Genomic DNA, 24,350 nt, shown 5'->3' on the forward strand with positions numbered 1-24,350 from the left:
ATATGTGTAATTTATATAAAAACCCCGCTGAAATTCAATTTGGAATTTCAGCGGGGTTCTTTTGAGGCTGTATTTATGTCCCAGCCCCTTTTTCCTTTAATGAAAGTATTGTGCAACCTAGTATATTATCGTAAAAAATAATAAAGATTAAAAAGTTTTATATCGGGTAATGACATCATATCAACTTTTAGAAGGGATTTAGGTTTATGAAAGTCAATAAGATGACCAAAGTGTTTTGGTTTGCGCTTACGATATGCACACTTTTTGTGATTTTCGGCGCAATTTTTCCAAAACATCTTGAGACAGGGACGCAACAAATTACAACTTTCATCGCAAAATATTTCACTTGGTATTATCTGATTTTATTATTAGTGATTTTGATTGTTTGTATTTATTTGTTGTTCTCACGTTATTCTAGTATCACTTTAGGTGAGGAAGGAGAAGATCCTGAGTTTTCACTGCAATCTTGGTTTGCGATGTTGTTTAGTGCAGGTATGGGAATTGGTTTAGTATTCTGGACAACAGCAGAACCTATCAGCCATGCTTATACACAAACACCGTTACATAAAGCAGGGACGCAAGCAGCCATTGATGATGCGATGCAGTTTGCATTCTTCCACTGGGGTGTGCATGCTTGGGCAGTATACGGTATTGTCGCATTAGTCTTTGCCTATTTCAGTTTCCATAGAGGCTATGCAGGGTTAGTCAGTGCAACATTAGTGCCGTTATTTGGTGAAAAGCGCATGCGCGGTCCTATCGGCGGAATGATTGACGTACTTGCGATTATTGCGACAGTGACGGGTGTAGCCGCAACGTTAGGATTCGGTGCACTGCAGATTAATGAAGGGCTGCATTACTTATTCAAACTGCCGTCTAACTTTGGAATGCAAGTTGTCATTGTAGTGATTGCGACAATCTTATTCACATGGAGTGCTTGGTCAGGGATTGATAAAGGGATTAAAACACTCAGCAACATCAATATGGTATTAGCATTTATCGTATTGATTGTCTTGTTCGCAGTCGGACCTACATTATTCACATTGAATAACTTTACCAACTCATTAGGAAATTATATTTTCAATTTCTTCGGTATGAGTTTGCGTATTCCGCAAAATGGCGGCGACAAATTCCAATGGATGCAGAACTGGACAGTATTCTATTGGGCATGGTGGATTTCATGGGCACCATTCGTCGGTATCTTTATTGCTCGTGTTTCACGCGGCCGTACAATTAAAGAATTTATTTTAGGTGTATTATTTGTGCCGGCATTAGTATGTTTCTTCTTCTTTGCGGTATTCGGTTCAGCTGCGATTTATTTACAAAAGAATGGTATTGCGGATATTGCAAAAGAGGCAACTGAAACAGCTACGTTTGCAACACTGCAGCATTATCCGTTAGGTTTCATTTTAAGTTTAGTGTCGTTAGCAGTCATCATGATTTTCTTCGTCACATCAGCTGACTCAGCGACTTATGTATTAGGTATGCTGAGCTCAAAAGGCAGCATTACCCCCTCATCTTCAGTCAAAGTTTCATGGGGTGTGATTTTAGCCTTGTTCGCATTAATCATGATTTATACAGGAGGAACACAAGCGATTCAGAACTTGTTGATTATCGCAGCGTTGCCTTTCTCCATTGTCATTATCTTTATGATGTGGTCGTTGTTTATAGCGTTAGGCGAAGAAAAACCGAGGTATCACACGTCAAATCATAAGCAGCGCAAAGTGCTGTCTAAAAAGCGTAACCGTAATATTTCAGAGTCGGATTCTTAAATATAAAGCATAAGTTGCTACATACAATACGTATTGTATGTAGAGCTTATGCTTTTTAATTTTTAATTGGTTAAATTCAATGTGTTTTCCAATTGTTTAGCAGGGGTATTTAAATATTAAAGTAATTAACATTAGGATTGAGGAGGTGCAGCACCGTGAGAAGATTGAAAAATTTCATATTAGGTCTTTTGATTGTGGCAGTTGTAGGTATGCTTGTCTTTATGCTTATGAAAGTACCTCAAGTACCGCAAGTCGATACTTATCAGCAACAGCTTCTGACTTTCGCATGGTTCTTGCCAGTACTGTTTACCTTAGCTGGTTTACTGATTTTACTCGGCATCATATTGATTTTCAGTCTGTTTGCGCCCACACATCGAAAACCGGGATTGTATAAAATCTATTCGGATGGTCATATTTATATATCAAGAAAATCAATTGACAAAGTTGCACTTGATACTATGGCACAATATGATCAGCTCATGCAGCCGAATGTGGTGACAAAATGCTACAGCAAGAAGAAAAAGTCTTACATAGACTTAAAGGCTGATTTCTTTTTACCAGATCAATCACATGCACAAACAATAACTGAAAATGTCAGAACAGATATTAAGAAAAACGTAGAGTATTTTGCGGAAGTACCTATTAGAAAATTAGAAGTAAATGTTAAGGATCAAAAAAGTCCATCAAGTCCAAGAGTGTTATAAAGGAGGGGGAACAGGATGTCTAACGAAAACAAACAAAAACCGAATGATTCTACACAACACGTTGTTGATTTTATAAAGAGTTACATTGGAAGAATTGTTGGCTTTTTAGTCTTTTTAGTCATTGCGATTTTATTCTTAACCATCGGCTTTTGGAAAACCGTCCTGATTATCGTGTTGTGTTTAATCGGAATAGGAATCGGGTACATTAAAGACCGTAGACAACAATTTCTAAACTTTTTAAATCGGTGGAGTTAACTTATAATTTTAGTAAACATTTGAGACGCATATGGAAATTTCTAAATAAAAAGGAGAATGCACTATGGCAGTTGATAATACTAAAGCAAAACAAGCTTATGACCAAGAAACAGGGGTAAACCAAGTGGAGCAGCAAGAAAACCAAGCGAACCAACAACCTAAATTCCAAAATAAATTAACATTCGCAGATGAAGTTATTGAAAAAATTGCTGGTATTGCGGCACGCGAAGTAGACGGAATTCTTTCATTGAAAGGCAATTTCGTCGACAGCATCAGCAACCAATTCTCTAGTACTGAAAATGTAACACAAGGTGTTTCAGTTGAAGTAGGAGAAAAACAAACAGCAGTAGACTTAAAAGTCATTTTAGAATACGGTGAAGCAGCACCTAAAATCTTCCGCAAAGTGACAGACTTGATTAAAGAACAAGTGAAACACATGACTGGCTTGCAAGTTGTTGAAGTGAATATGCGTGTTGAAGATGTGATGACACGTAAAGAATTCGAACAAAAACAAAAAGATAATAAAGAGCAGCAAAAACAAGAAAAAGGATTACAATAAGTAATCTGAAGCATAAAGCAATGGCAGAGGACGGAAATAGATTTCCGCCCTCTTTTTTTGGATGAAATAAAAAAAGACAGGAAGTCTATGCTTCCTGCCAGAAAATAAAAGTAGTTGATTTAGTTAGGGGATAGAGGATTGTCGACTTTCACGTAAGTATATTCATGTGCCTCATCTTCTAAACGCATAGTAGTCACGCATTTATAGTCGATAGTCTGATCAAAAAAGACTTGTTCGATACGTGATAAACGTTCATTATCAATCTCTTTATCCTCATGCATTTGTTGGAACTTGGCTTGTGTTATACGTTTAACTTCGTTCCACAGACTGTTTTCAAATGCGGCACTATCTTCTGCGTGTTGTGCAATAGTAAGAATCATTTCGCCTAAATGATTTTGAATCGTTGAATAGAAAGCTTTGTTGAAAACAGAAACAGATTTATCAGTTAATATACGTGATTTCTCATGGAAATGTGCAGTTGAATAACCAAGTTGATTCAACTGTGCTTCATCAATTCTCAAGCCCTCAAAATCTCTAATAAAGATACGGTTGAAGCTGCCGTCAAGGTTAAATGAAGCAACCGCATTTTGTAAGTGTGCTTCTAATGCAATGCCGTATTTGACCATCAGCGGAACAACTAAATCTACTAAGGCTTGTGCATAATCTGAAAGCCATGATAATGCGGCAGATTCGAATGTATCAAAATTTTGTGCTGCTTTGAAACGAGTAATCAATGTATTGACCACTGCTGTACCTTCATTAGGATTTACTGACACAAAGCTCGATGGAATGATATTTATCGTATTGTCTTCTGTAAGGTGATAAACATTTTCACGTAATAATGAACCTAATTGTTCGCTGCGTTCAGTTTGATATTCGCCTTGATCATTCGCATTATAAAAATGAATACCTGCTGTTTCAGGAATCGTTGAAGCTTTGATGTCTTTAAATAATGCATCATGCGCTAAGATACGATTGACGATGTGTGTCACTAACGGTCCATTGAAAGTAGTTTGTTCAGATAGGGTACGGATTTCACCTGTAATATGCACATTGGTAGATAACTTCACATGCGGTGTTGTTTGCGGCAGTTTCGGTACCAAGGTTCTAAATGATAGACCGGCATAATACGTTGTATCATAATCAATGTCTAAGATAAGTCCTTGATTGATTTCATCTTGGTAATCGCGATGCAAAATTTCATCATATTGCCACGGATGCAAAATAATTATGCTGAAAGCATCTTTGGCATCATTAGGTACAACTTGATCAAAGGCTGTTTTCAGACCTTCAAAAGCATTAAAGAGCGTGTCATTATATGTATGCTCCAGTGTTTGTGTTCGAACTAAGTCATTATGCACCGCAATCCATTTTAATGCTTGTTTATGCTGAAACTCTGAAGAATAGCGGATATTCATTTCAGGCGTTAAGCCTTTGCGCAGTTTGGCACCCGGATGAAGCGGATGACCTTCGATGACTGCTTGCTCAGAGCGTAAATAACTATCTGAAGCCTGTTCGATAATTTCAAGCATTGATTGTGTATCGTCTTTTAAAGCAGTAGCCTGATAGCTTAATGCAAGTGCCATATTGGCTGCACTGTTCATCATATCATCACTGAATTGCTGGCTTGCAGGACCTTTATATTGCGGTGCCTCTTTCAAAATGACATCTAATACTTCTTCTGGATGCATAATACGCTGTACATGATTAGAATCAGATAGGGACACAAAATAAAAAGGACCTTGCATATCAATGCGGTCAAAAGCATGGAACCCTGAAATAGGGGCATACAGTGATTGATCAGAAGCCGGCCAATCCATTTTCATAACTTTTTGTGTTGGGGACACAAGCGCAAACGGAACTTCTTCTGCATTAAGAATTTGCGAAGTATGGGCTTGGTTCACCATATTTTCTCTATAAATTGAAACCACGAGACGTTTGGTAATTAAATCTCTGGCTGTAAGTAAAACTTTAGTAAATTGTTCAGCCCACAATGGGTGGTTGGCACTAAGGAAATCAAATGCTGATTGTTCCTCTTGTGTCAGGTTGATTGGTTGCTGATGAGTATCTTGTAAATTATTTTTCATAATACACCTCTTAATTAATCATTTTACAAAACTACTAAAGATTTGTATAATCCATCATATCGGTAATGATAATCATTATCAATTAAAAAGACAGGTGGAATTTTGAAATGGCCAAATATTTTTTTCCAAGTTCATTCCTACTGTTTTTGGGGAATTGGATCGGACAAATTGCATTAAACTGGTATGTTTATGACTCTTACCATAATGCGTTTTATCTAGGTCTTGTCAATTTCGTACGGCTCATTCCTATTTTATTTTTAAGTATTTGGGCCGGTGCGATTGCAGATAAGTATGATAGAGGCGTATTAATTCGTATTACGATTACATCTTCTGCCGTTTTAACTGCAATCTTATGTTTTTTAAGTTTTGAAATCGGGGAATTGCCAATATACATTATTTTGATTTATGCCTGCGGGAGAGGCATACTTAATGCTGTAGAGACGCCGATCAGACAAGCGATTTTACCAGATTTGTCTGAAAAGCTCAGTACAGTCAAGGCAGTTTCTTATCATTCATTTATTATCAATATCTGCCGATCAATCGGACCTGCAGTTGCAGGCGGGATTATAGCGGTGCTGAATGTAAAGTTTGCCTTTTTAGCACAAACTGTTGTTTATGTGGGTGCTGCACTTTTATGTGTACCGCTGCACTTTAAAACAGCTTCAGCTTCTACCGAAGAAGCAGATGCCCGCTTTTCAGTGTCGGTCGTCAAAGATTATTTTAAAACACATGTACAAGGACTTAATATTTTTATTACATCATTGCTTATCATGGCAACTGGCTTTTCATATACCACGCTTTTACCTGTATTAACCAGTTTGAACTTTCCAGGTCAAGCCTCTGTCTTTGGTATTGCGATGACATTTAGTGCACTCGGCGGTATTACTGCAACATTGCTATTGCCGCAATTATTGAAATTATTTTATTCAATCAATGTGTATTATCTGAGTTCGATTTTATTCGGTATAACATTATTGATGGTGATCATGCCGAACTCGATTTTACTTTTTGGATGTATCTTCTTAATAGGATTATTCAGTCAATGCGCACGTACGACCAATCGTGTTTATTTCCAAACACATATCGAACCAGAAAAGCGCGGTCGTATATTAAGTATTGTCATGATGGACCGCGGTATGATTCCGTTAGGTGCTGTCATTATGAGTGCTTTAGCAGAGATGATTGGTATCGTGCCTACATTTATTACGATGGGAATCAGTACGATTGTCATCGCGACCTTGTTTTACGGGGTTAAAGAACTGAAGAATAGAGGAAGTGTAATATAAATGGAAACAACAATTCAACAAGCAGATATGAATATGCAGCACCGTGTATTCAATGCATGGGTCAAAGAGCATATCTATCCAGAAGGTACGCATATCCGTCATTTAGAAGACAGATTAGAAGTACAATATAAAGGACAGCTGCTATTTGTAAAAATTACTGACCGCGGTGCCTTTGAACGTTATAAAATGGCGGGACAAATTCAATATCAAGTCGGTAATCAAACAACAACGATTGCTTCCTTAGAAGCTTTAGTAGAAATATTAGAAACACATTTCGATACACCTTTTCCTGAACGTTTGAAACAAGAATTGATTCACAGCAGAAGAGGTTTTGATTTAACCTATGCGCAAATGGAGCAGCGCAGAAACTTGATTCAAGACAGCATGAAATTCTCAAGAATGCCTGTAAGTTTGAATTACTTTGCGTGGATGTCACATATGACTGCGTTGGGTGAAATGGATGATTTGCTTTACTCTGAAAGTTTAGTCGCTGAAGGGCATCCGACACATCCATTATCGAAAACCAAATTGCCTTTGACGAATGAAGAAGTGCAGCGATATGCGCCTGAATTCGAACAAATCATTCCATTAAAAGTTATGCTCCTGAAGAAAGCAGATGCAGTGACAACCAGTGCATCGCACGATCAAGACTTTATGCTGAATGAAGTTTTGAAACATCACAAACAGCAATTAAAAGATTATGCGAAAGCACTCGGCTATAATATTGATGATTTCGAAGTGGTGATTGTACATCCTTGGCAATATGAACATGTCATTGTGGAGCAATTTAAGTCATGGATGATTGAACAGCGATTAATTCCGACACCCGTAACGTTGAAGTCTAAAGCGACGTTATCATTCAGAACGATGGCGCTGTTAGATGATCCGTTTCATATTAAATTGCCGGTACAAGTACAAGCAACAAGTGCTGTGCGTACTGTGTCTTCTGTAACAACAGTAGATGGACCTAAACTCAGCTATGAACTGCAAGATATGCTAGATGTTTACCCGCAGCTGAAAGTCGCAAAAGAACCGTTTGGTCTGCATGCTGAAACAGAACCGGATGAAGCACGTCAATTAGCATATATTGTAAGGGAAAAGCCTGAACTAGATGGGGAAGGCGTTACTGTCGTCACAGCTAGTTTAGTCAATTCTAATCCTGTAGATAATAAGAAAATTGCAGAAAGTTATTTAGAATGGGTGGATAATGAAGTGACACCTGATTCTATCAAACAATTTATTACTATCTATGCACATACTTTAATTCCGCCGCTGATTGCTTATATTCAAGAATACGGTATAGCATTAGAAGCACATATGCAAAATACCATTGTGAAATTAGGCAAGGATTATAAAATGACTTTCATGGTCAGAGATTTAGGCGGTTCGCGTATTGATTTAGATACTTTGAGAAAGAAAGTACCGAATGTACGCGTTGAAAATGAAAGTTTAATTGCAAAAGATATGGAAGCGGTGATTGCGAAGTTTCAACATGCAGTGATTCAAAATCAATTAGGAGAATTGATTTATCATTTAAGCCAATATGAAGGTGTGACGGAAGCGGAATTGTTTGAAATTGTGCAGCATATTACGAAACAAGCGATAGATCCTAACCAACCGCATGCAGAAGTATTGCATCGCGTGCTGTTCGGACCGACAATCAAAGTGAAGTCGCTGCTTCGAATGCGTATGGAAGGCAAAGTGAAACGCTATGTCAATACAGTTCTAGAGAATCCGTTGCGAGAAGGAGAGTGAGTCATGTGGCTTATGTAGAAATAGATTTAGCCAAAATCAAATTTAATGCGCTGATGCTGAAACAAAAGCTGGACCAAAGCAATTTGGAAATGATGCCGGTTATAAAATGTGTTGCCGGAGATAAGCTGATTGTAGAAGCTTTAAAAAGTTTAGGTTTTAATCAAATGGGTGATGCACGTATGGTCAATATCGATCAACTTAATGATGAAGCACTCTCCTATATGCTGATACGGACACCAAACCGCAGTGAATTAGAAGATTGTGTTAATAAGACAGCTATCAGTATTCAAACAGATATTGAAACTATCCGTTTATTAAACGAAACAGCTAAAGCACAAGGGCGCAAACATAAAATACTCTTAATGGTAGATTGGAAAGACAGCCGCGAAGGTGTATTAACATATGATGTGGTGCGTTATATCAATGAAATCATGTATATGCCTAATATCTGTCTAGCAGGACTGGCTTTCAACTTTATGTGCTTTATGGATTTTCCGCCGACGGAAGAAGATATCTTGCGCATTAATCAATTCATACAAAATATAGAAAAAGACACAGGCTATCCATTGAATATGATTTCCGGCGGTAATTCCAGTGCCTTGCCGCTGCTGGATTATTGTACATTCGGCAGAATCAATCATCTGCGCATCGGAGAATCGTTATTCAGAGGTGTCAGCACAGTAGATCAGCAGCCGATTCATTATTTATATCAAAATGCGATTACGCTGAAAGCTGAAATAATAGAGATTAAACCTAGAATTGATGTGAAGCGGGATACATCCTACCTGCAAGCCATTTTAGATATTGGACATATCGATACAGTTGTAGAAGATATCACGCCGCTCAATAATCAAATCAAAGTGATGGGCGCAACCAGCGATCACTTAATGATTGATTTGCAGAATGCTGATTATTATCAAACCGGCGATGTGATTGAATTTACATTAGGCTATAATGCATTGGCACAAAGTATGTATCAAAAAACATTGAAGCATGTCTACATTAAAGATGCAGGTGTGCAAGTGCTAGTAGACCACTTTAAAACACATCCTGACCATGTACAAATCAGGCCCTAATGCTTAAAAATAAGAAAGTATTGTGAAAACCGGACTAATTTGTTCGGTTTTTTTCTTAAAAAAATTTATATCTATATTGACATTGAGAATCGTTATCAATAAAATAAAAGTAAGATGATTGAATGAGCGCTAAATGGGATATATCATAATGAATGAAAGCGATTGTAATCCTTTCTGGCATACATAACTTGGGCGATTGTATGATAGCTTTAAAGTTAAGAAAAAGCGTCATTTCATTTGTGTCTCATAAAGCATCTAACCATATTAAGGAGTGAAAGCATGAACAAATTAAAGTTTCTTGGTATTCTTATGTTAGTACTCGCTTTGACAGTAGTTGCTGCATGCGGAAATAACAGCAAAGACAGTTCAAAGGAATCTGACAGCAAATCTTCAAAAGATACAATTGCAGTAAAAAATGAAGCAGGCACTACAAAAGTTAAGAAAGATGCTAAACGTGTTGTTGCTTTAGAATATTCATTCGTTGATGCCTTAGCGGCATTAGATGTGAAACCTGTCGGTGTGGCAGATGACAACAAGAAAGATCGTATTATCAAACCGATTCGCGAAAAAATCGGTGATTATGAGTCAGTAGGTACACGTAAACAACCTAACTTAGAAGTCATCAGTAAAGAAAAACCTGATTTGATTATTGCGGATGCGCAACGTCATAAAGGTATTTATAAAGAGTTGAACAAAATTGCTCCAACAATCTTATTACCAAGTTTCGATGGAGACTACAAAGAAAATCTTGAATCATTCAAAACTATCGCAAAAGCCTTGAATAAAGAAAAAGAAGGCCAAAAACGTTTAGATGAACATAAAAAGAAAATGGATGAGTACTCAAAAGATATTACTTTAAATAAAGATTTAGCTGCTTTACCAGCTGTTTTAACTAAAACAGATATCATGGCACACTCAGATAAATCTTATGTAGGTCAAGTATTCAATGAATTAGGATTTAAAGAAGCATTAAACAAAGATGTTTCAAAAGACTTGCCTAAGTATTTAGAAGGTCCGTACTTGAAGATGACAACTGAACAAGTTGCTAAAGTAAATCCTAAACAAATGTTCATTATGATTGATGAAAAAGACAAACCGTTATTGAAAAAACAAGAGAACGACAAAGTATGGCAAACAATCGATGCAGTTAAAAACAAACGTGTTTACACTGTAGACCGCAGTACATGGTCAAGATCTCGCGGTTTGATTTCATCAGAGGAAATTGCGAAAGAATTAGTAAAACTATCTAAAGAACAAGACAACAAATAAGCGATTAAGAATAATAGAAGGGTGAACGGCTATGACGAACCAATCTAGCCACAGCCTGGTTGAAAAGAAACAAAGAAGACGCACAACGCTCCTGTTTATCGGGAGTGTGTGCTTTCTTTTTCTTATTATCTATTTCAATTTGACTGTAGGCTCAACACATATGAAGTTTAAAGACGTTGCAGATTATTTACTTTGGCATCATGACACGAAAAATACATTTATTATACATAATATCCGTATGCCTAGAATGGTAGGCGGTTTATTGATTGGTGCGGCTTTAGCAGTGGCGGGTCTGTTTATGCAGGCCATGACACGCAACCCGCTTGCGTCACCGCAAATATTCGGTGTGAACGCAGGTGCCTCATTTGTAATCGTTGTGATTACAGTAATCTTCCCGGCATTAACTGCGATTTCAACATTACTAGCATTTATCGGCGCTTTGATCGGCGGCAGTATTGTTTATATGTTGTCGGATTCTACGCGAGGTATGACACCGGTTAAGTTAGCATTAGCCGGTATGACAGTGCATCTCTTCTTCACAAGTTTGACGCAAGGGATTATTTTATTGAATGAAGATTCTACAACAACCGTTTACTTTTGGCTTGTAGGTACATTATCTACATTGAAATGGCCGGATGTCCTTTCCATTATGCCTTGGATTATCGGCGCATTTATCGGTGCGTTGTTTATGGCACGCCAAATCTCTGTATTGGAACTTGGAGATGAATTAGCACGCGGACTAGGACAAAATATTAAATTAACACGTATGCTGCTAGGGGTACTGGTAGTAATTCTAGCTGGTGCTTCAGTATCAATTGCAGGGCCGATCGGCTTTATCGGATTGATTGTGCCGCATATCGTTAAATATTATACCTCTCATAACTATTTCGTGATTATTCCGTTGACGATGATCTTCGGTGCAGCATTGTTGCTGCTATCAGATGTACTCAGCCGTCTGATTTCATTTCCGTTTGAGACACCTGTCGGTATTGTGACATCATTCGTAGGAGCTATTTACTTCTTAGCATTAACATTGAGAGGGGTGAAACGGACATGACAAAGCATTTAGGACGCAAATATTCTATCGTCATCGCCATTTTGATTATTGTTTCTATCTTCTCATTATGTGTCGGTGCAGTGTTTGTCAATCCGCTGCAAGCAGTCAGAGGTTTGATTCTGCAAGATGACTTCATTGTGAATCAATATCGTGAACCAAGATTATTTGTCGGCTTGCTGGTCGGCAGCAGTTTAGCGATTTCCGGTGCAGTCATTCAAGGTGTGGTCCGCAACCCATTAGCTTCACCTGACGTCATCGGTATTACAAAAGGTGCAAGTTTAGCGGCAGTTACAGTCTTGATTCTGTTTCCGAAAGCACCTATTTATGTCTTGCCTGTCGCATCGTTTGCCGGTGCATTAGTCATCAGTTTATTATTGTCTTACTTAATCGCACGTAAAGAAGTACAAGGTTCGAATTTAGCATTAATCGGTTTAGCAATCGGTGCGATATGTATGGCGGTTGTACAATACTTATTAATCCGTTTCCCAATCGAAGCGAACTTAGCATTAGTCTGGTTGACGGGTAGTTTATTCGGCCGTTCTATGGAACACGTGATTTCCATTTTACCGTGGTTCATTGTGACCGTACCGCTTATTCTCTTTTTAGCACAGCGCTTGGACATCTTGCATTTAGGTGATCAAGTGGCGACCGCACTAGGTACGAGAGTGCGTCCTGTCAAAATGGTATTATTGATATTGGCAGTAATGCTTGCAGGTTCATCTATCGCAGTTGTAGGGGGATTAAGCTTCTTAGGTTTGATTGCACCGCATATTGCACGTTCTATCGTCGGACACAAACATCTCCATATTATTATGATGTCCGGATTGATTGGTGCTATTTTAATTGTGGTCAGCGATACGCTGGCAAGAGGAATTCATCCGCCGCTCGATATACCGGTCGGTGTGATTATTGCGATTGTCGGTGCACCTTACTTTATTTATGTTTTACGCAAAATGTAATAGGGAATGTTTAAACTGTCTCATTAAAACGTGGGACAGTTTTTTAATGGACTAAATTATTAGAATATTATAACAATTAATTTTATACATATTTATGTATTAATATTAAAATTCTTATTGCTTAGTCTTCTCAATATGATTATAATGTATTGTAATGAGAGGGAGATTCTATGAAAAAATATACAAAATCAGAAATCTTAAAGGGACGTATTAAATTTATTGTCATGTCAGTAATCGGTATCTTACTCTTCTTAGTACCGATTCCAGTTACACAAGATGGGAAGAAACAAACAACGTTAACGGTGGCCTTTTTAGCCAATTGGTTAAAAGAAACACTAGGGCCGTCAATGCCGTATCTATTATTGATTGTCATTACTTTATCAGGTGTTTTAAGTTTATTCTGTTCTACTTTTTTAAAGAAGCACTTAAAGCCTGACGGTTTAATGAATACAGTCTTTAATGTAACGCCAATATGGTTGATCGTGAGATTGCTTGCAGTCGTATTTGCTTGGATGACATTTTTACATATTGGAACAAAGATGATTTATTCAGATGATACCGGAAATTTAGTCTTTTCAAGCTTATTACCTACATTATTTACAGTGTTCTTCTTTGCGGCACTTTTCTTGCCGCTATTAATGGAGTTTGGTCTGTTAGAAATGTTAGGGCCAATTTTCAGACCGATTATGCGACCGTTGTTCACATTACCTGGACGTTCTACGGTTGATAACTTAGCTTCATTTATCGGAGACGGCACTGTCGGTGTTATTATTACAAGCCGTCAATATGAAGAAGGCTTTTATTCAAGACGTGAAGCCACTGTTATTTCAACAACGTTCAGTGTTGTATCGCTGACCTTTGCGATTGTTGTCGCAGAAACAGTTGGCATGCAGAATCATTTCTTCTATTTCTACCTTACGGTCATTGTATCTTGTTTAGTGGCAGCTATGATTATGCCGAGAATCTGGCCGTTGCGCAGTGTACCTGAAGAATATGCGGTTGATAACAGCGACTATGTTAAAGATGAATCTAAACCTGAAGGTGTTTCTGCAGTCAGACATGGTTTTAACTTAGCAACTGAAAAAGGTGTCAAGTCGCCTGGTTTTTTACAATTCTTCAAATCAGGTTTGGGTACTGTAATTGACATGTGGTTTGCGATTTTACCGGTGGTTATGGCAATCGGTACATTGGCTACAATTATCGCAACTTATACGCCGGTCTTTGAAATTATCGGTAAACCATTTGTGCCGATTTTAGAGTTGCTTCAAATTCCTGAAGCAGGACGTGCTTCTGAAACTATGCTGATCGGCTTTGCGGACATGTTCTTGCCGTCGATTTTAATTGATGGTGTGAAGAGTCAGATTACATTATTCGTTGTAGGGGCATTGAGTATTTCTCAATTGATTTACTTATCTGAAGTAGGGGGCGTTATCTTAGGTTCTAAGATTCCAGTCAGCATTGGTAAATTATTTGTGATTTTCTTACTAAGAACAATTATTGTACTGCCGATTATCGCTATAATGGCACACTTATACTTCTAAATTAATGAAAGACTTTGGATTAGAATATAAATACGCAGCACGTTGTGCATAGATTGCATGAACGTGTTGCGTATTTTTTGTTTCGCTTAAAGAAAAATTATGAAATATCTCCTAATGAAGAGAGTACAGTAGATTTAATACGTCTGCTTCCAATAACCGGAGAGGTGCTTTGTTCATTGTCTGAATCGGATTTTGGACGTTGATGTGCTTTTTTGAAAGCATCACTGTTCACCCAGTTTTCATAGTCTTCTTGGCTTTCCCACCAAGTTGTGACATTTATTGTTTCTGTATCCTCTGTGTCATCTTCAAGCAAGCTGACTTCAACGCGATTAAAACCGAGTACCTTTTTTAAATCTTGGTTGGAAGTAAAACGAGGTGCCATTTTTTCGGCATAACCTTTTTTAATTTCTATTTGATTCGTTACAATATACATAACCATCAGTCCTTTCAAAATATATCTCAATGTTCTTTACCCGATTTTTACATTTTGAATAAGAAGTAATTTTAGTTATTTTAAAAGTAAGTTGTGTGGTACAATATTTAAATAGAAAAAGAAGAGTCTAACAGTAGAGGGGAAAAGTGATGAAGAAAAAAGAAGTAAGTTTTGCGGAATTGTTTTTCGACTTAGTCTTTGTTTATGTACTTTCAACTATTAATGTGACAGTAGAACATATCTCAAGTTCGCTGGTTGATTTAGAAAGCTTAGGCAAAAATTTTATGTTGTTTTTAGTGTTTTTCTCAATTTGGATTTATCACACATTATTTACCAATCGATTCTTTGATCAGAAATGGTATCAATATGTGTTCCTTTTTGTGGACATGTTCTTGATTTTATATTTATCAAAAGCGATTAATGGTGAGTTCCAAGAAACATTTGTGCCATTTGTGGCTACAACAACAGTGATTTTCATTAGTATTATCTTGCAGTATGTCATCAGCTATAAATTTGTAGATCATTCTATCGATTTTCGTTTCCTTAAAATCTATACATCTGGTTTGATTTTCACAGTAATACTATCAGTGATCAGTATTGTATTGCCGACAGGGATTAATTTTTGGGTTTACTTTGTTGGGATTTTGATCTCAGCAGTTTATCCAGCATTGTTTGCACGTACTTCTAAACAAAACCCTGTAGAGTTCAAACATTTATCTGAGCGTTTAAGCTTATTTATGATTTTGTTATTCGGTGAAGGAATTGTACAGATTGTCAACAACATGGAGTTAACACACTTTAAAATTTTGGACATCGTGTACTTCTTAATGATTATCAGCTTATTTGTTATCTATGCCTTCCATTACAGAGGCAGTTTAGATCAGGAGAAAGACGAAGCAACAGGATTCTTAACAATTTACTTGCATTTGTTTTTAATTTATTCAGCCAACTTTATTTTCTTAATAATGAACAAAGGACTTTCTAATCATCCGCTAAGTTTTGCGGAAGGTATCGGTTACACGATTGCCTTTTGTGTATTCTTATTCGGTGTGTTCTTTGATACAATTCTGCATCGCAAGTTTACTGAGAAAAAAGGGATTTATATTTCGATTATATGTGCAACAACGCTCATCGGTTTTGCTATCCCGAATATTCATTTGATTACCGTCGTACAAATCATCGGTATCATTGTACTCGTCAGCTTGTATTATCTTGAGAATAAAGAAGTTTTGAATCAAGCAGAATAAGCAAAAAGGAATTATCAGTTTAATAATAAAAAGAAAAGCAGAAAAAACTTCCGTTTCACTCAATACGAAACGGAAGTTTTTTGCGCTTATATTATTGATTTATTTTGTGAGTTCATTATAGACTTTCTTATCATTGAAAGTGAAGATGATGTATTCGTGATCTTCAGTATCAATAATAACACGGTTAGTTTTACCGAATGTTGAACCGATACGAGAAACTTCTTTGTCTCCTGCATCTACAAGTGCGTGGATATCTTGATCTTCTGTTACGCTTTTAATACTTTCTGTAGGGATTTTGATATCTGCTACTCTCCATTGGATACGAACTTCGTTATTATCTTTCTTTACTGTCATTGCCATTATGGAACACATCCTTTATTTATTTTGTAAAGCTATCATACACTATTTAGAAACCGTTTTCAACAAATGTGAGATACTTTTTTAATTAATATGACATACTAATTAAAAAAGCGAACATACAGTCCGAAAATACGTTCGTGTTTGTGTAGAAAATGTGCTAAAATAATAAAATCAGAAAGGAGTATAGAGATGACAGGGAAAACACACTTATCATGCGGGTTTCTAATAGGAACACTTGCGATAAATTATTACCATCCGGATTTATTCACTTCCGTGACTGCTGTAGTATTGGCAGGGGCTGGAAGCTTATTGCCAGACATTTGCCATGCACAAAGCAAAATCGGACGGCGTTTTAAATTTTTAAGCATTATCGTTCGGCTTTTGTTCGGTCATCGCACATTCACACATTCTATTTTATTTACGCTTATTATTGCGCTGCTGTTATCTACTATACATACACCGCCTGTATATATGGCAGCCATTATAGGTGGCATGGCTTCGCATATCATTCTTGATATGCTGACACCAAGAGGTGTTAAGTTATTATATCCATTTCCATTGTCAGTTAAACTGCCTGTGCAATTTAAAACAGGGGGAATGGTGGATCTCTCATTGGCTACTGCATTTACTTTCGGCGGGACATATGTTATATTTCGCGAAGTTATCAACCAATGGTTAACCCATTGGCTGCATTTAAACTTTTAATGATTTCAAGTTTGTGTTATGTATAGATGAATAGAATCGTTTTAAAAAGAACCTCTGCTTATGAATTAAGCGGAGGTTTGCGCTTGATGTATCTATTTATGATATAATTTGAGAATATCGAAAGGTTCGAACATACCAATGTATATTGCATGAGGGAAAGAACGCTTTTTAATCGCGGAAAACTTAAGGAGAGGTATCATGTTTGATAAGAGTAAATTAGAGAAATTTAATCAACAGCATTTTTTAGAATTGGAAAAGTTGATGAGTGCCAATGAAAAAGAAAATATTGCTAATAAATTAGAATCATTAGATTTATCTTCTATTATGGATATGTATCAATCGTTATATGTTGAGCAATCACAAAATAAATCAGAAGCGGCATCGGAAGCGTCAGAAGTAAAATACAGAGTACGCGAAGATTTCTCTGCTGAAGAGTTGAACGCATATTATGATAAAGGTATTGCTGCGATTAAGAATGGCGAATTTGCAGTTGTATTAATGGCTGGCGGTCAAGGTACACGTCTCGGCTATGACGGTCCGAAAGGGTCTTTTGAAATTGAAGGTGTCAGCTTATTCGAATTACAAGCAAGACAGCTTTTAAAACTTAAAGAACAGACGGGTCATACTGTCGACTGGTATATCATGACGAGCGACATTAATGATGAAGCAACACAAAAATTCTTTAAAGATCAAAATTACTTTGGTTACGATCCTGAAGCCATTCACTTCTTCAAACAAGAAAATATTGTCGCGTTGAATGAAGACGGCGGTATTATTTTAACTGAAAAAGCTGAAGTGATGGAAACGCCGAACGGAAACGGCGGCGTATTTAAAGCCTTAGATAAATATGGTTATTTGGATAAGATGGAAGAAGACGGTGTTAAATTTATCTTTATGAACAATATTGATAACGTATTAGCACGTGTGCTGGATCCGGTATTTGCAGGCTTTACTGCAGAAGCTAACCGTGACATCAGTACGAAATCTATCCGACCTAAAGAAAATGAAAGTGTCGGGCGTCTTGTAAATATCGACAGCAAAGATGCAGTGCTTGAGTATTCTGAGCTGGGCGATTCTGATGTGCATCAATTCCAAAATGCGAACATCGGCATTCACGCATTTAAACTTGCGTTTATTCAATCAGCTGTCAATCGCGAAATGCCATATCATTTAGCAGTGAAACAACTGAAACAATTAGATGAAGATTATAATGTAGTGAAAGATACGGCATTGAAATTCGAATTGTTCTATTTTGATATCTTTAAATACGCAACAAGTTTTATTACTTTGCAAGTTCCGAGAGAAGAAGAGTTTTCACCGCTTAAAAACCGTGAAGGCAAAGATAGTGTGGAAACTGCAACAGAAGATTTAAAACGACTAAATCTTATTTAATGAAAAAAGGTGGAGTCATTATTGAAACAGACTTCAAATTCACACACAGGCCATGGGCTCAATCGCTTTAAAGATATTATTCCGCTGTCATTCGGAGAAGAGATAGGCAATGCTGTATCTCATGGTGCAGCTGCCTTTATCGCATTGCTGGTTTTGCCGTATGCCTCTGTACATAGTTACATACATGGCGGCTTATTAGCGTCGGTCAGTGTCTCTATTTATATTATCAGTATCTTTTTGATGCTGCTGTCATCAACGATTTATCATGTGATGGAGAATAACTCTCCCCATAAGTATATATTGCGTATTATTGATCATAGTATGATTTATATCGCAATATCCGGTACATATACACCTGTTTCGCTGGTTGTTGTCGGCGGATGGTTCGGTTGGATTATTATGCTTCTGTTGTGGGGGATTACCATTTGGGGTATCCTCTATAAAGCGATCGGAGAAAATGTGAATCCGAAACTGAGTTTGTTTATGTATTTGATTATGGGATGGGTCGGTATTTTATATCTTCCGATTATTTGGAGAGAAGCATCTTGGCAATTTATGCTGTTTATTTTATTAGGCGGCATTGCTTATACCATCGGTGCATGGTTTTATGCACAAAAAAATCGTCCTTATTTTCATATGATATGGCATATTTTTATTGTGATCGCATCCATATGCCATTTTATCGGTATTTTATACTTTATGTAGTGCTAAGAGGATGGGGCTTTTGATAATCAGAAGTCTCAACCTCTTTCTTCATTAAGTGAGAGATTAATCAGAAAGAAAGAGGTGTACGTATGAATATAAAATCAATTGGAGTCGTAACTGCATTGATTTTGATTATGTTTATGGCTGCTATCGAAACGTCGATTATTTCTTTAGCACTTCCGACGATTAAAACAGATTTGAATGTGACGAGTGCAATCTCGCTAGTATTTTCAATTTACTTTATTGCATTAGTCATCGTGAATCCGTTAGTCGGAGAACTTTTATCGCGCTTTAAATTAATTCATGTAACGATTGCAGGTTTATTATTATTCAGTATCGGAAGTTTAATGTCTGGCTTAAGCAGCACATTTGCTTTGCTGATTGTTTCGCGTTTTATTCAAGGTATGGGTTCAGGTATTATGATGGTTCTGAGCCAGATTGTCCCTAAACTAGCATTCGAGATTCCGCTGCGTTATAAAATAATGGGAATTGTCGGCAGTGTTTGGGGCATTTCCAGCATTATCGGACCTTTGCTCGGCGGTGCAATTTTAGAATTTGCGACTTGGCATTGGTTATTCTTCATTAATATTCCGATAGCTGTGATTGCAGCGGTACTTGCATTTGCAACTTTCCATTTTGATGAAGATAAAGTTTTAAACGAAGAACCCTTTGATACAAAGGGACTGCTGTTTTTCTATTTAGCATTAATCTTTATTATGGGTGCGATTACGACGCCGTTTTCAATGGCAGTTAAAATTGTTTTAATTGCAATCGGTTTAGTATTTGCGTACTACCTTACAACAATTGAAAAGAAAGTACGTGCACCATTCTTGCCTATTCAAGAATTTAATAGACGCATTACGATTATCTTTATTACAGATTTCGTCTATGCCATGATATTGATGGGTTATAACTTGTACATGCCGATTTATCTGCAGGAGGAAATAGGATTATCGCCGCTGCAAAGCGGATTTGTTGTCTTTCCGATTTCAGCAGCATGGTTATTGATTAACTTCAATTTACATAGAATAGAAGCAAGATTAACCAGAAAGGCATTATATCTTGCTGCATTTACATCATTATTGCTATGTAGTTTGATTGTGTTTGTGACACATGCGGCGCCATTGTTGTTAGCGGCCACATTGCTGTTGGCAGGCGCAAGTTTCGGTATTGTTTATACAAAGGACAGTGTGATTGTGCAAGAAGAAACTTCGCCGCATGAGATGAAGCGGATGATGTCGTTTTATTCATTATCTAAAAATCTAGGAAATTCTATCGGTTCAACGATCATGGGCGGCATGTATGCTTTACCTTTTGTTGTCGGCGGAGCACGTATTTTAAATAACGTATCGCTGATACTGGTCTTCATTGCTGCTTTATATGTATTGTGGATTATTGCTTATAAAAATGAATCTAAGACTTGATAAGATGTCCCGCCGATGAGCGGGATATTTTATTTATAGGGGAAATGAGTTTGTGTTATTATACGGGTGTATAAAAAATGAAAAGAGGTGAGGAAAGCGTGAAATTTTTCAAGTTTAATATTTTTAATTTGATATCTACATTGATTGTTCTATTAGTGTTTGTGATTTCGGGTGCGATTTTCCTCACACTCTTAGGATTTGTATTATATGGTTTAAGTCGTCTGCTTATCTTTTGGCATCTAGGGTATTTTGGATATAACAAAGGTTTTTATCAAAACTTATTTTATTACGGCAGCTATATTGTGCTCGGTTACTTCACGATGTTCTTAGTGGAATACTTGATGGATTACTTCAAAAAGAAATTACCGCAAAGTCCATATTTTCATGGCGAAATATTCCATTTGATCTCTTATTCGGTAACTACACTGATGTTCTATTTCGTAATCCATATTCATTACACTTCAATCAATATTGATTTTTGGGTGATTATGCTGATTATGGCATTCTTTTATGTATGTAAAGAAGTCTTTTATCCGGAAAGTGAGAACCTCAATAGAAATAAATAATCCGAATGAGCAATTAGTTTGCTTTGCTAACCATTTATGTTGCATTATATTATGGTAAGTTTACAAAGGAGTGTTTATATCTATGCCAGAGCAGGCTACTATTTCACATCAAAAAAGAAACATTATCGTTACGGTAATGATTACAAGTGCATTCATTGCAATATTAAACCAAACGCTTCTTAATACAGCTTTGCCTGCTATCATGCGCAGTTTCAACATTGGTGAAAACACATCACAATGGTTGGTAACTGGCTTTATGCTTGTGAACGGGGTCATGATTCCATTAACAGCATTCTTAATGGATAAGGTTAAAACCAGACCTTTATACTTAGCTTCCATGGGTATCTTTTTAGCAGGATCCATTTTAGCAGCCATAGCACCTAACTTCGGTGTATTGATGACTGCTCGTGTGATACAAGCAATGGGCGCAGGTATTATTATGCCGCTGATGCAATTTACATTATTCACGCTCTTCCCTAAAGAAGAAAGAGGATTTGCGATGGGGCTTGCAGGATTAGTAATATCCTTCGCACCCGCAATCGGACCGACAGTTTCTGGTTTGATTATCGATGTCAGCAGTTGGCGTACACCGTTTATTGCGGTTGCGGTCATTGCATTAGCTGGATTTATCTTCGGTGCAATCAGTATTGCAAACTTTAATGAACCAAAAGACATTACACTGGATAAACGCTCTGTTGTCTATTCAACATTAGGGTTCGGTGTTATGTTATATGCATTCAGCAGTGCAGGTTCATTAGGCTTCAATAATTGGATGTTCTATGTACCGTTTGTGGCAAGTTTATTTGTAATTTATGCATTTGTAAAACGCCAATTAACGATTGAAAATCCGATTTTGAATTTACGTGTCTTTAAGAACAAGACATTTACTCTAACTTCTATTTGTTCCATGATTGTCATGACTTCTATGATTGGTCCCGCATTATTAATTCCGATTTATGTTCAAAACGCAATGGGGCTTTCAGCATTCTTATCAGGACTTGTTATTTTGCCAGGTGCTATCGTTAATGGTGTAATGTCTATTTACACTGGTAAGTTCTATGATAAATATGGTGTGAGACCTTTAGTTATTACAGGTTTCATTATGCTGACAGTACTCACAGCAGTATTAGCATTCTTAAAAGTAGATACACCTTATTGGTACCTCGTAGTGATTTATGCACTAAGAATGTTCTCGGTTTCTTTACTCGCAATGCCGCTGAACACAGCAGGTGTCAACGCACTGCCGAATAAAGATATCTCTCATGGTACAGCAATCATGAACTTTGCCAGAATGATGGCTTCATCTATCGGAACAGCATTAATGGTGGCGTTAATGACTTTAGGTTCAAGAACATTTGCACCAGATCCTCATGAAGCAGCGACAAAAGAACTATTGCACAGAGAAGCAATTGCACGCGGAGTGGATTTATCATTCGGCGTTGTAACGGTAATTGTATTTATCGGCTTTATTATCGGTTTATTTATCAGAGATCGTGTGAAAGGCCAAACAAAACAGCAAGCGAATGTACGTAAAATATAAAATTAAGACTATGAAATATTAACCAGTAAAAACATGAATCGCGTGTTTTTACTGGTTTTTTGTAATATATTGAGCGAAATTATTCATTTGTTCGGATTATTCGTTACCACTCCTACATTAAGTTTGTTAAAATAAAAAGAGTAATCAATTATAAATATTTGGGGTGACTTACTTTGTTAACAGTTGAACAGGTCGACAAATTAGTGGGAGAATTAAAAGATCCTATTTTAGATGTCCCGCTTAAAGATACAGGTGGTATTGTCAATATCACAATTAAAGAAGAAATTGAACACGTCAGTGTTAAAATTGCAATGGCTAAGTTAGGTGGCAAACCTCAATTAGACTTGCAAATGGCGATTGTCGAAACACTAAAAGAAAATGGTGCGAATACAGTCGGTATCCGATTTGAAGAATTAGACCCTGAGAAAGTTGCTGAGTTTACAGGAGATGATCCGACTGATGAACCGCAAACAATCGAAGGCTTATTATCAAAAGATAACCCGGTCGAGTTTATTGCAATTGCATCAGGTAAAGGCGGCGTAGGCAAATCTACAGTAGCAGTCAACTTGGCAGTAGCACTTGCTCGCGAAGGCAAAAGAGTAGGTTTGATTGATGCTGATATTTACGGATTCAGTGTACCGGATATGATGGGAATCGATGGACGCCCTGGTATTGAAGGAAAATCAGTTAAACCTGTAGAACGTCATGGCGTTAAAGTTATGTCTATGGCATTCTTCGTAGAGGAAAACGCACCTGTAATCTGGCGCGGACCTATGCTTGGGAAAATGCTGACAAACTTCTTTACAGATGTTAAGTGGGGAGAACTCGATTACTTACTATTAGACTTGCCTCCAGGAACAGGCGATGTGGCATTAGACGTACACACAATGCTGCCATCAAGTAAAGAAATTATTGTTACAACACCGCATCCTACTGCAGCATTTGTAGCAGCACGTGCAGGTGCAATGGCTAAACATACAGAACACTCAATTTTAGGTGTTATTGAAAATATGTCTTATTTCGAAAGTAAAGAAACAGGCAATAAAGAATATATCTTCGGTAAAGACGGCGGTAAGAAACTTGCAGATGAATTAAATTCTGACTTATTAGGACAACTTCCTTTAGCGCAACCGACTTGGGATCCTAAAGACTTTGCACCGTCAATTTACCAACCTGAAGACCAATTAGGTGAAATTTATCAACAAATTGCACAAAAAATCATTACTAAAACTATGAAAAAATAAGATTTTCCCATGAAGCGCAAGTTTTTTAAAAAAACTTGCGTTTTTCTCTTGCAATTTCTCAGAATCCTGTTAGAATATATTTTTGTGAGCAAGAGAACGAAACAACAGTTCAAACCACTTCAAAAAAACTTTGAAAAAGTTATTGACTTAACGATTTTAAAGTGATATGATAATTAAGTCGCTGAAAAAAACACGACAAATTATTTCGAGAGTGTAAAACTTACTCTTGCAAAGATGAAACAAACATTTTAAAATCGTAAAAGTAATGTTAATTAAATGTTGACTTCGAAAAAGAGAAGTGCTATAATAAATAACGTTACTGAAAAAATGAACATTGAAAACTGAATGACAATATGTCAACGTTAATTCCAAAATTAACAAACGTTTTAAACGTTTTATAACAAATAGTTTTTATGA

22 protein-coding genes are annotated in these 24,350 nt (G+C 37.0%); 19 read left to right on the forward strand and 3 right to left on the reverse strand.

Annotated elements, in window-relative coordinates; translation table 11 throughout:
- Positions 1 to 206 precede the first annotated feature (206 nt).
- The 4 genes from DVJ99_RS01580 (at position 207) to DVJ99_RS01595 (ending at position 3,287) form a co-directional block, all read left to right on the forward strand.
- A complete protein-coding gene (locus DVJ99_RS01580) occupies positions 207 to 1,769 on the forward strand; it encodes a BCCT family transporter (RefSeq protein WP_114602891.1) in 1,563 nt (520 codons plus the stop codon).
- 155 nt (positions 1,770 to 1,924) lie between these two features.
- Complete coding sequence (gene amaP / locus DVJ99_RS01585) at positions 1,925 to 2,473, forward strand: alkaline shock response membrane anchor protein AmaP (RefSeq protein ID WP_114602892.1); 549 nt, start codon at positions 1,925 to 1,927, stop codon at positions 2,471 to 2,473.
- Positions 2,474 to 2,488: 15 nt separating this feature from the next.
- Positions 2,489 to 2,728: a DUF2273 domain-containing protein gene (locus DVJ99_RS01590; RefSeq protein WP_114602893.1), complete on the forward strand. Its 240-nt coding sequence runs from the start codon at positions 2,489 to 2,491 to the stop codon at positions 2,726 to 2,728.
- A gap of 64 nt (positions 2,729 to 2,792) precedes the next feature.
- Positions 2,793 to 3,287, forward strand: coding sequence for an Asp23/Gls24 family envelope stress response protein (locus DVJ99_RS01595; RefSeq protein WP_105993354.1), 495 nt, complete (start codon positions 2,793 to 2,795; stop codon positions 3,285 to 3,287).
- A 119-nt stretch (positions 3,288 to 3,406) separates the two neighbouring features.
- On the opposite strand, the gene DVJ99_RS01600 is transcribed toward DVJ99_RS01595, so the two are convergent.
- On the reverse strand, positions 3,407 to 5,374 hold the full coding sequence (locus DVJ99_RS01600) for an IucA/IucC family protein (protein WP_114602894.1): 1,968 nt from the start codon (positions 5,372 to 5,374) through the stop codon (positions 3,407 to 3,409).
- 107 nt (positions 5,375 to 5,481) lie between these two features.
- On the opposite strand from DVJ99_RS01600, the gene DVJ99_RS01605 reads away from it, so the two are divergent.
- From DVJ99_RS01605 to DVJ99_RS01635, 7 genes are all read left to right on the forward strand, one after another.
- Entirely contained in the window at positions 5,482 to 6,660 is a 1,179-nt protein-coding gene (locus tag DVJ99_RS01605) for an MFS transporter (protein ID WP_114602895.1), read from the forward strand.
- Complete coding sequence (locus DVJ99_RS01610; protein WP_114602896.1) at positions 6,661 to 8,415, forward strand: IucA/IucC family protein; 1,755 nt, start codon at positions 6,661 to 6,663, stop codon at positions 8,413 to 8,415. It begins immediately after the preceding gene.
- Between the two features lie 5 nt (positions 8,416 to 8,420).
- A complete protein-coding gene (locus DVJ99_RS01615) occupies positions 8,421 to 9,491 on the forward strand; it encodes an alanine racemase (RefSeq protein ID WP_114602897.1) in 1,071 nt (356 codons plus the stop codon).
- 279 nt (positions 9,492 to 9,770) lie between these two features.
- On the forward strand, positions 9,771 to 10,760 hold the full coding sequence (locus DVJ99_RS01620; RefSeq protein WP_114602898.1) for an ABC transporter substrate-binding protein: 990 nt from the start codon (positions 9,771 to 9,773) through the stop codon (positions 10,758 to 10,760).
- A gap of 31 nt (positions 10,761 to 10,791) precedes the next feature.
- Positions 10,792 to 11,817, forward strand: a complete 1,026-nt coding sequence (locus DVJ99_RS01625; RefSeq protein ID WP_114602899.1) for a FecCD family ABC transporter permease — start codon at positions 10,792 to 10,794, stop codon at positions 11,815 to 11,817.
- Positions 11,814 to 12,776 carry a FecCD family ABC transporter permease gene (locus DVJ99_RS01630; RefSeq protein ID WP_114602900.1) on the forward strand — a complete coding sequence of 321 codons (963 nt, stop codon included), beginning with the start codon at positions 11,814 to 11,816 and terminating at the stop codon, positions 12,774 to 12,776. The genes DVJ99_RS01625 and DVJ99_RS01630 overlap by 4 nt, the downstream gene beginning before the upstream one ends.
- A 170-nt stretch (positions 12,777 to 12,946) precedes the next feature.
- Positions 12,947 to 14,317 carry a YjiH family protein gene (locus tag DVJ99_RS01635; protein ID WP_114602901.1) on the forward strand — a complete coding sequence of 457 codons (1,371 nt, stop codon included), beginning with the start codon at positions 12,947 to 12,949 and terminating at the stop codon, positions 14,315 to 14,317.
- Positions 14,318 to 14,414: 97 nt separating this feature from the next.
- Here the strand turns inward: DVJ99_RS01635 and DVJ99_RS01640 are convergent, their stop codons facing one another.
- Positions 14,415 to 14,750, reverse strand: a complete 336-nt coding sequence (locus DVJ99_RS01640) for a heme oxygenase (protein WP_114602902.1) — start codon at positions 14,748 to 14,750, stop codon at positions 14,415 to 14,417.
- A gap of 149 nt (positions 14,751 to 14,899) precedes the next feature.
- Here DVJ99_RS01640 and DVJ99_RS01645 point away from each other — a divergent pair, with 149 nt between their 5' ends.
- On the forward strand, positions 14,900 to 15,997 hold the full coding sequence (locus tag DVJ99_RS01645; RefSeq protein ID WP_114602903.1) for a low temperature requirement protein A: 1,098 nt from the start codon (positions 14,900 to 14,902) through the stop codon (positions 15,995 to 15,997).
- Positions 15,998 to 16,096: 99 nt separating this feature from the next.
- Here the strand turns inward: DVJ99_RS01645 and DVJ99_RS01650 are convergent, their stop codons facing one another.
- The gene (locus DVJ99_RS01650; protein WP_105993365.1) at positions 16,097 to 16,357 is read right to left on the reverse strand and encodes a SunI/YnzG family protein; all 261 of its coding nucleotides are present in this window, start codon (positions 16,355 to 16,357) and stop codon (positions 16,097 to 16,099) included.
- Between the two features lie 189 nt (positions 16,358 to 16,546).
- Between DVJ99_RS01650 and DVJ99_RS01655 the strand changes: the two genes are divergently transcribed.
- From DVJ99_RS01655 to DVJ99_RS01685, 7 genes are all read left to right on the forward strand, one after another.
- Positions 16,547 to 17,062: a metal-dependent hydrolase gene (locus DVJ99_RS01655; protein ID WP_105993366.1), complete on the forward strand. Its 516-nt coding sequence runs from the start codon at positions 16,547 to 16,549 to the stop codon at positions 17,060 to 17,062.
- A gap of 198 nt (positions 17,063 to 17,260) precedes the next feature.
- Positions 17,261 to 18,454 carry a UTP--glucose-1-phosphate uridylyltransferase gene (locus DVJ99_RS01660; protein WP_114602904.1) on the forward strand — a complete coding sequence of 398 codons (1,194 nt, stop codon included), beginning with the start codon at positions 17,261 to 17,263 and terminating at the stop codon, positions 18,452 to 18,454.
- Positions 18,455 to 18,475: 21 nt separating this feature from the next.
- On the forward strand, positions 18,476 to 19,159 hold the full coding sequence (gene trhA / locus DVJ99_RS01665; RefSeq protein WP_105993368.1) for a PAQR family membrane homeostasis protein TrhA: 684 nt from the start codon (positions 18,476 to 18,478) through the stop codon (positions 19,157 to 19,159).
- An 89-nt stretch (positions 19,160 to 19,248) separates the two neighbouring features.
- Positions 19,249 to 20,583 carry a multidrug efflux MFS transporter SdrM gene (sdrM, locus tag DVJ99_RS01670; protein ID WP_114602905.1) on the forward strand — a complete coding sequence of 445 codons (1,335 nt, stop codon included), beginning with the start codon at positions 19,249 to 19,251 and terminating at the stop codon, positions 20,581 to 20,583.
- A 77-nt stretch (positions 20,584 to 20,660) separates the two neighbouring features.
- Positions 20,661 to 21,149, forward strand: a complete 489-nt coding sequence (locus DVJ99_RS01675; protein ID WP_481900529.1) for a SepA family multidrug efflux transporter — start codon at positions 20,661 to 20,663, stop codon at positions 21,147 to 21,149.
- 82 nt (positions 21,150 to 21,231) lie between these two features.
- Positions 21,232 to 22,689: an MDR family MFS transporter gene (locus DVJ99_RS01680; protein ID WP_114602906.1), complete on the forward strand. Its 1,458-nt coding sequence runs from the start codon at positions 21,232 to 21,234 to the stop codon at positions 22,687 to 22,689.
- A gap of 173 nt (positions 22,690 to 22,862) precedes the next feature.
- Entirely contained in the window at positions 22,863 to 23,933 is a 1,071-nt protein-coding gene (locus tag DVJ99_RS01685) for an Mrp/NBP35 family ATP-binding protein (protein WP_105993372.1), read from the forward strand.
- The last annotated feature ends 417 nt before the right edge of the window (positions 23,934 to 24,350 follow it).

The sequence above is a fragment of the Staphylococcus sp. EZ-P03 genome (assembly GCF_003344575.1).
In the GTDB taxonomy this organism is placed as follows: Bacteria; Bacillota; Bacilli; order Staphylococcales; family Staphylococcaceae; genus Staphylococcus; species Staphylococcus simulans_B.

Coding starts and splice junctions, on each gene's coding strand:
- DVJ99_RS01580 (WP_114602891.1), top strand. CDS start 207: ATGAAAGTCAATAAGATGACCAAAGTGTTTTGGTTTGCGCTTACGATA.
- DVJ99_RS01590 (WP_114602893.1), top strand. CDS start 2,489: ATGTCTAACGAAAACAAACAAAAACCGAATGATTCTACACAACACGTT.
- DVJ99_RS01595 (WP_105993354.1), top strand. CDS start 2,793: ATGGCAGTTGATAATACTAAAGCAAAACAAGCTTATGACCAAGAAACA.
- DVJ99_RS01600 (WP_114602894.1), bottom strand. CDS start 5,374: ATGAAAAATAATTTACAAGATACTCATCAGCAACCAATCAACCTGACA.
- DVJ99_RS01605 (WP_114602895.1), top strand. CDS start 5,482: ATGGCCAAATATTTTTTTCCAAGTTCATTCCTACTGTTTTTGGGGAAT.
- DVJ99_RS01610 (WP_114602896.1), top strand. CDS start 6,661: ATGGAAACAACAATTCAACAAGCAGATATGAATATGCAGCACCGTGTA.
- DVJ99_RS01620 (WP_114602898.1), top strand. CDS start 9,771: ATGAACAAATTAAAGTTTCTTGGTATTCTTATGTTAGTACTCGCTTTG.
- DVJ99_RS01625 (WP_114602899.1), top strand. CDS start 10,792: ATGACGAACCAATCTAGCCACAGCCTGGTTGAAAAGAAACAAAGAAGA.
- DVJ99_RS01630 (WP_114602900.1), top strand. CDS start 11,814: ATGACAAAGCATTTAGGACGCAAATATTCTATCGTCATCGCCATTTTG.
- DVJ99_RS01635 (WP_114602901.1), top strand. CDS start 12,947: ATGAAAAAATATACAAAATCAGAAATCTTAAAGGGACGTATTAAATTT.
- DVJ99_RS01640 (WP_114602902.1), bottom strand. CDS start 14,750: ATGTATATTGTAACGAATCAAATAGAAATTAAAAAAGGTTATGCCGAA.
- DVJ99_RS01645 (WP_114602903.1), top strand. CDS start 14,900: ATGAAGAAAAAAGAAGTAAGTTTTGCGGAATTGTTTTTCGACTTAGTC.
- DVJ99_RS01650 (WP_105993365.1), bottom strand. CDS start 16,357: ATGGCAATGACAGTAAAGAAAGATAATAACGAAGTTCGTATCCAATGG.
- DVJ99_RS01655 (WP_105993366.1), top strand. CDS start 16,547: ATGACAGGGAAAACACACTTATCATGCGGGTTTCTAATAGGAACACTT.
- DVJ99_RS01660 (WP_114602904.1), top strand. CDS start 17,261: ATGTTTGATAAGAGTAAATTAGAGAAATTTAATCAACAGCATTTTTTA.
- sdrM (WP_114602905.1), top strand. CDS start 19,249: ATGAATATAAAATCAATTGGAGTCGTAACTGCATTGATTTTGATTATG.
- DVJ99_RS01675 (WP_481900529.1), top strand. CDS start 20,661: ATGAAAAGAGGTGAGGAAAGCGTGAAATTTTTCAAGTTTAATATTTTT.
- DVJ99_RS01680 (WP_114602906.1), top strand. CDS start 21,232: ATGCCAGAGCAGGCTACTATTTCACATCAAAAAAGAAACATTATCGTT.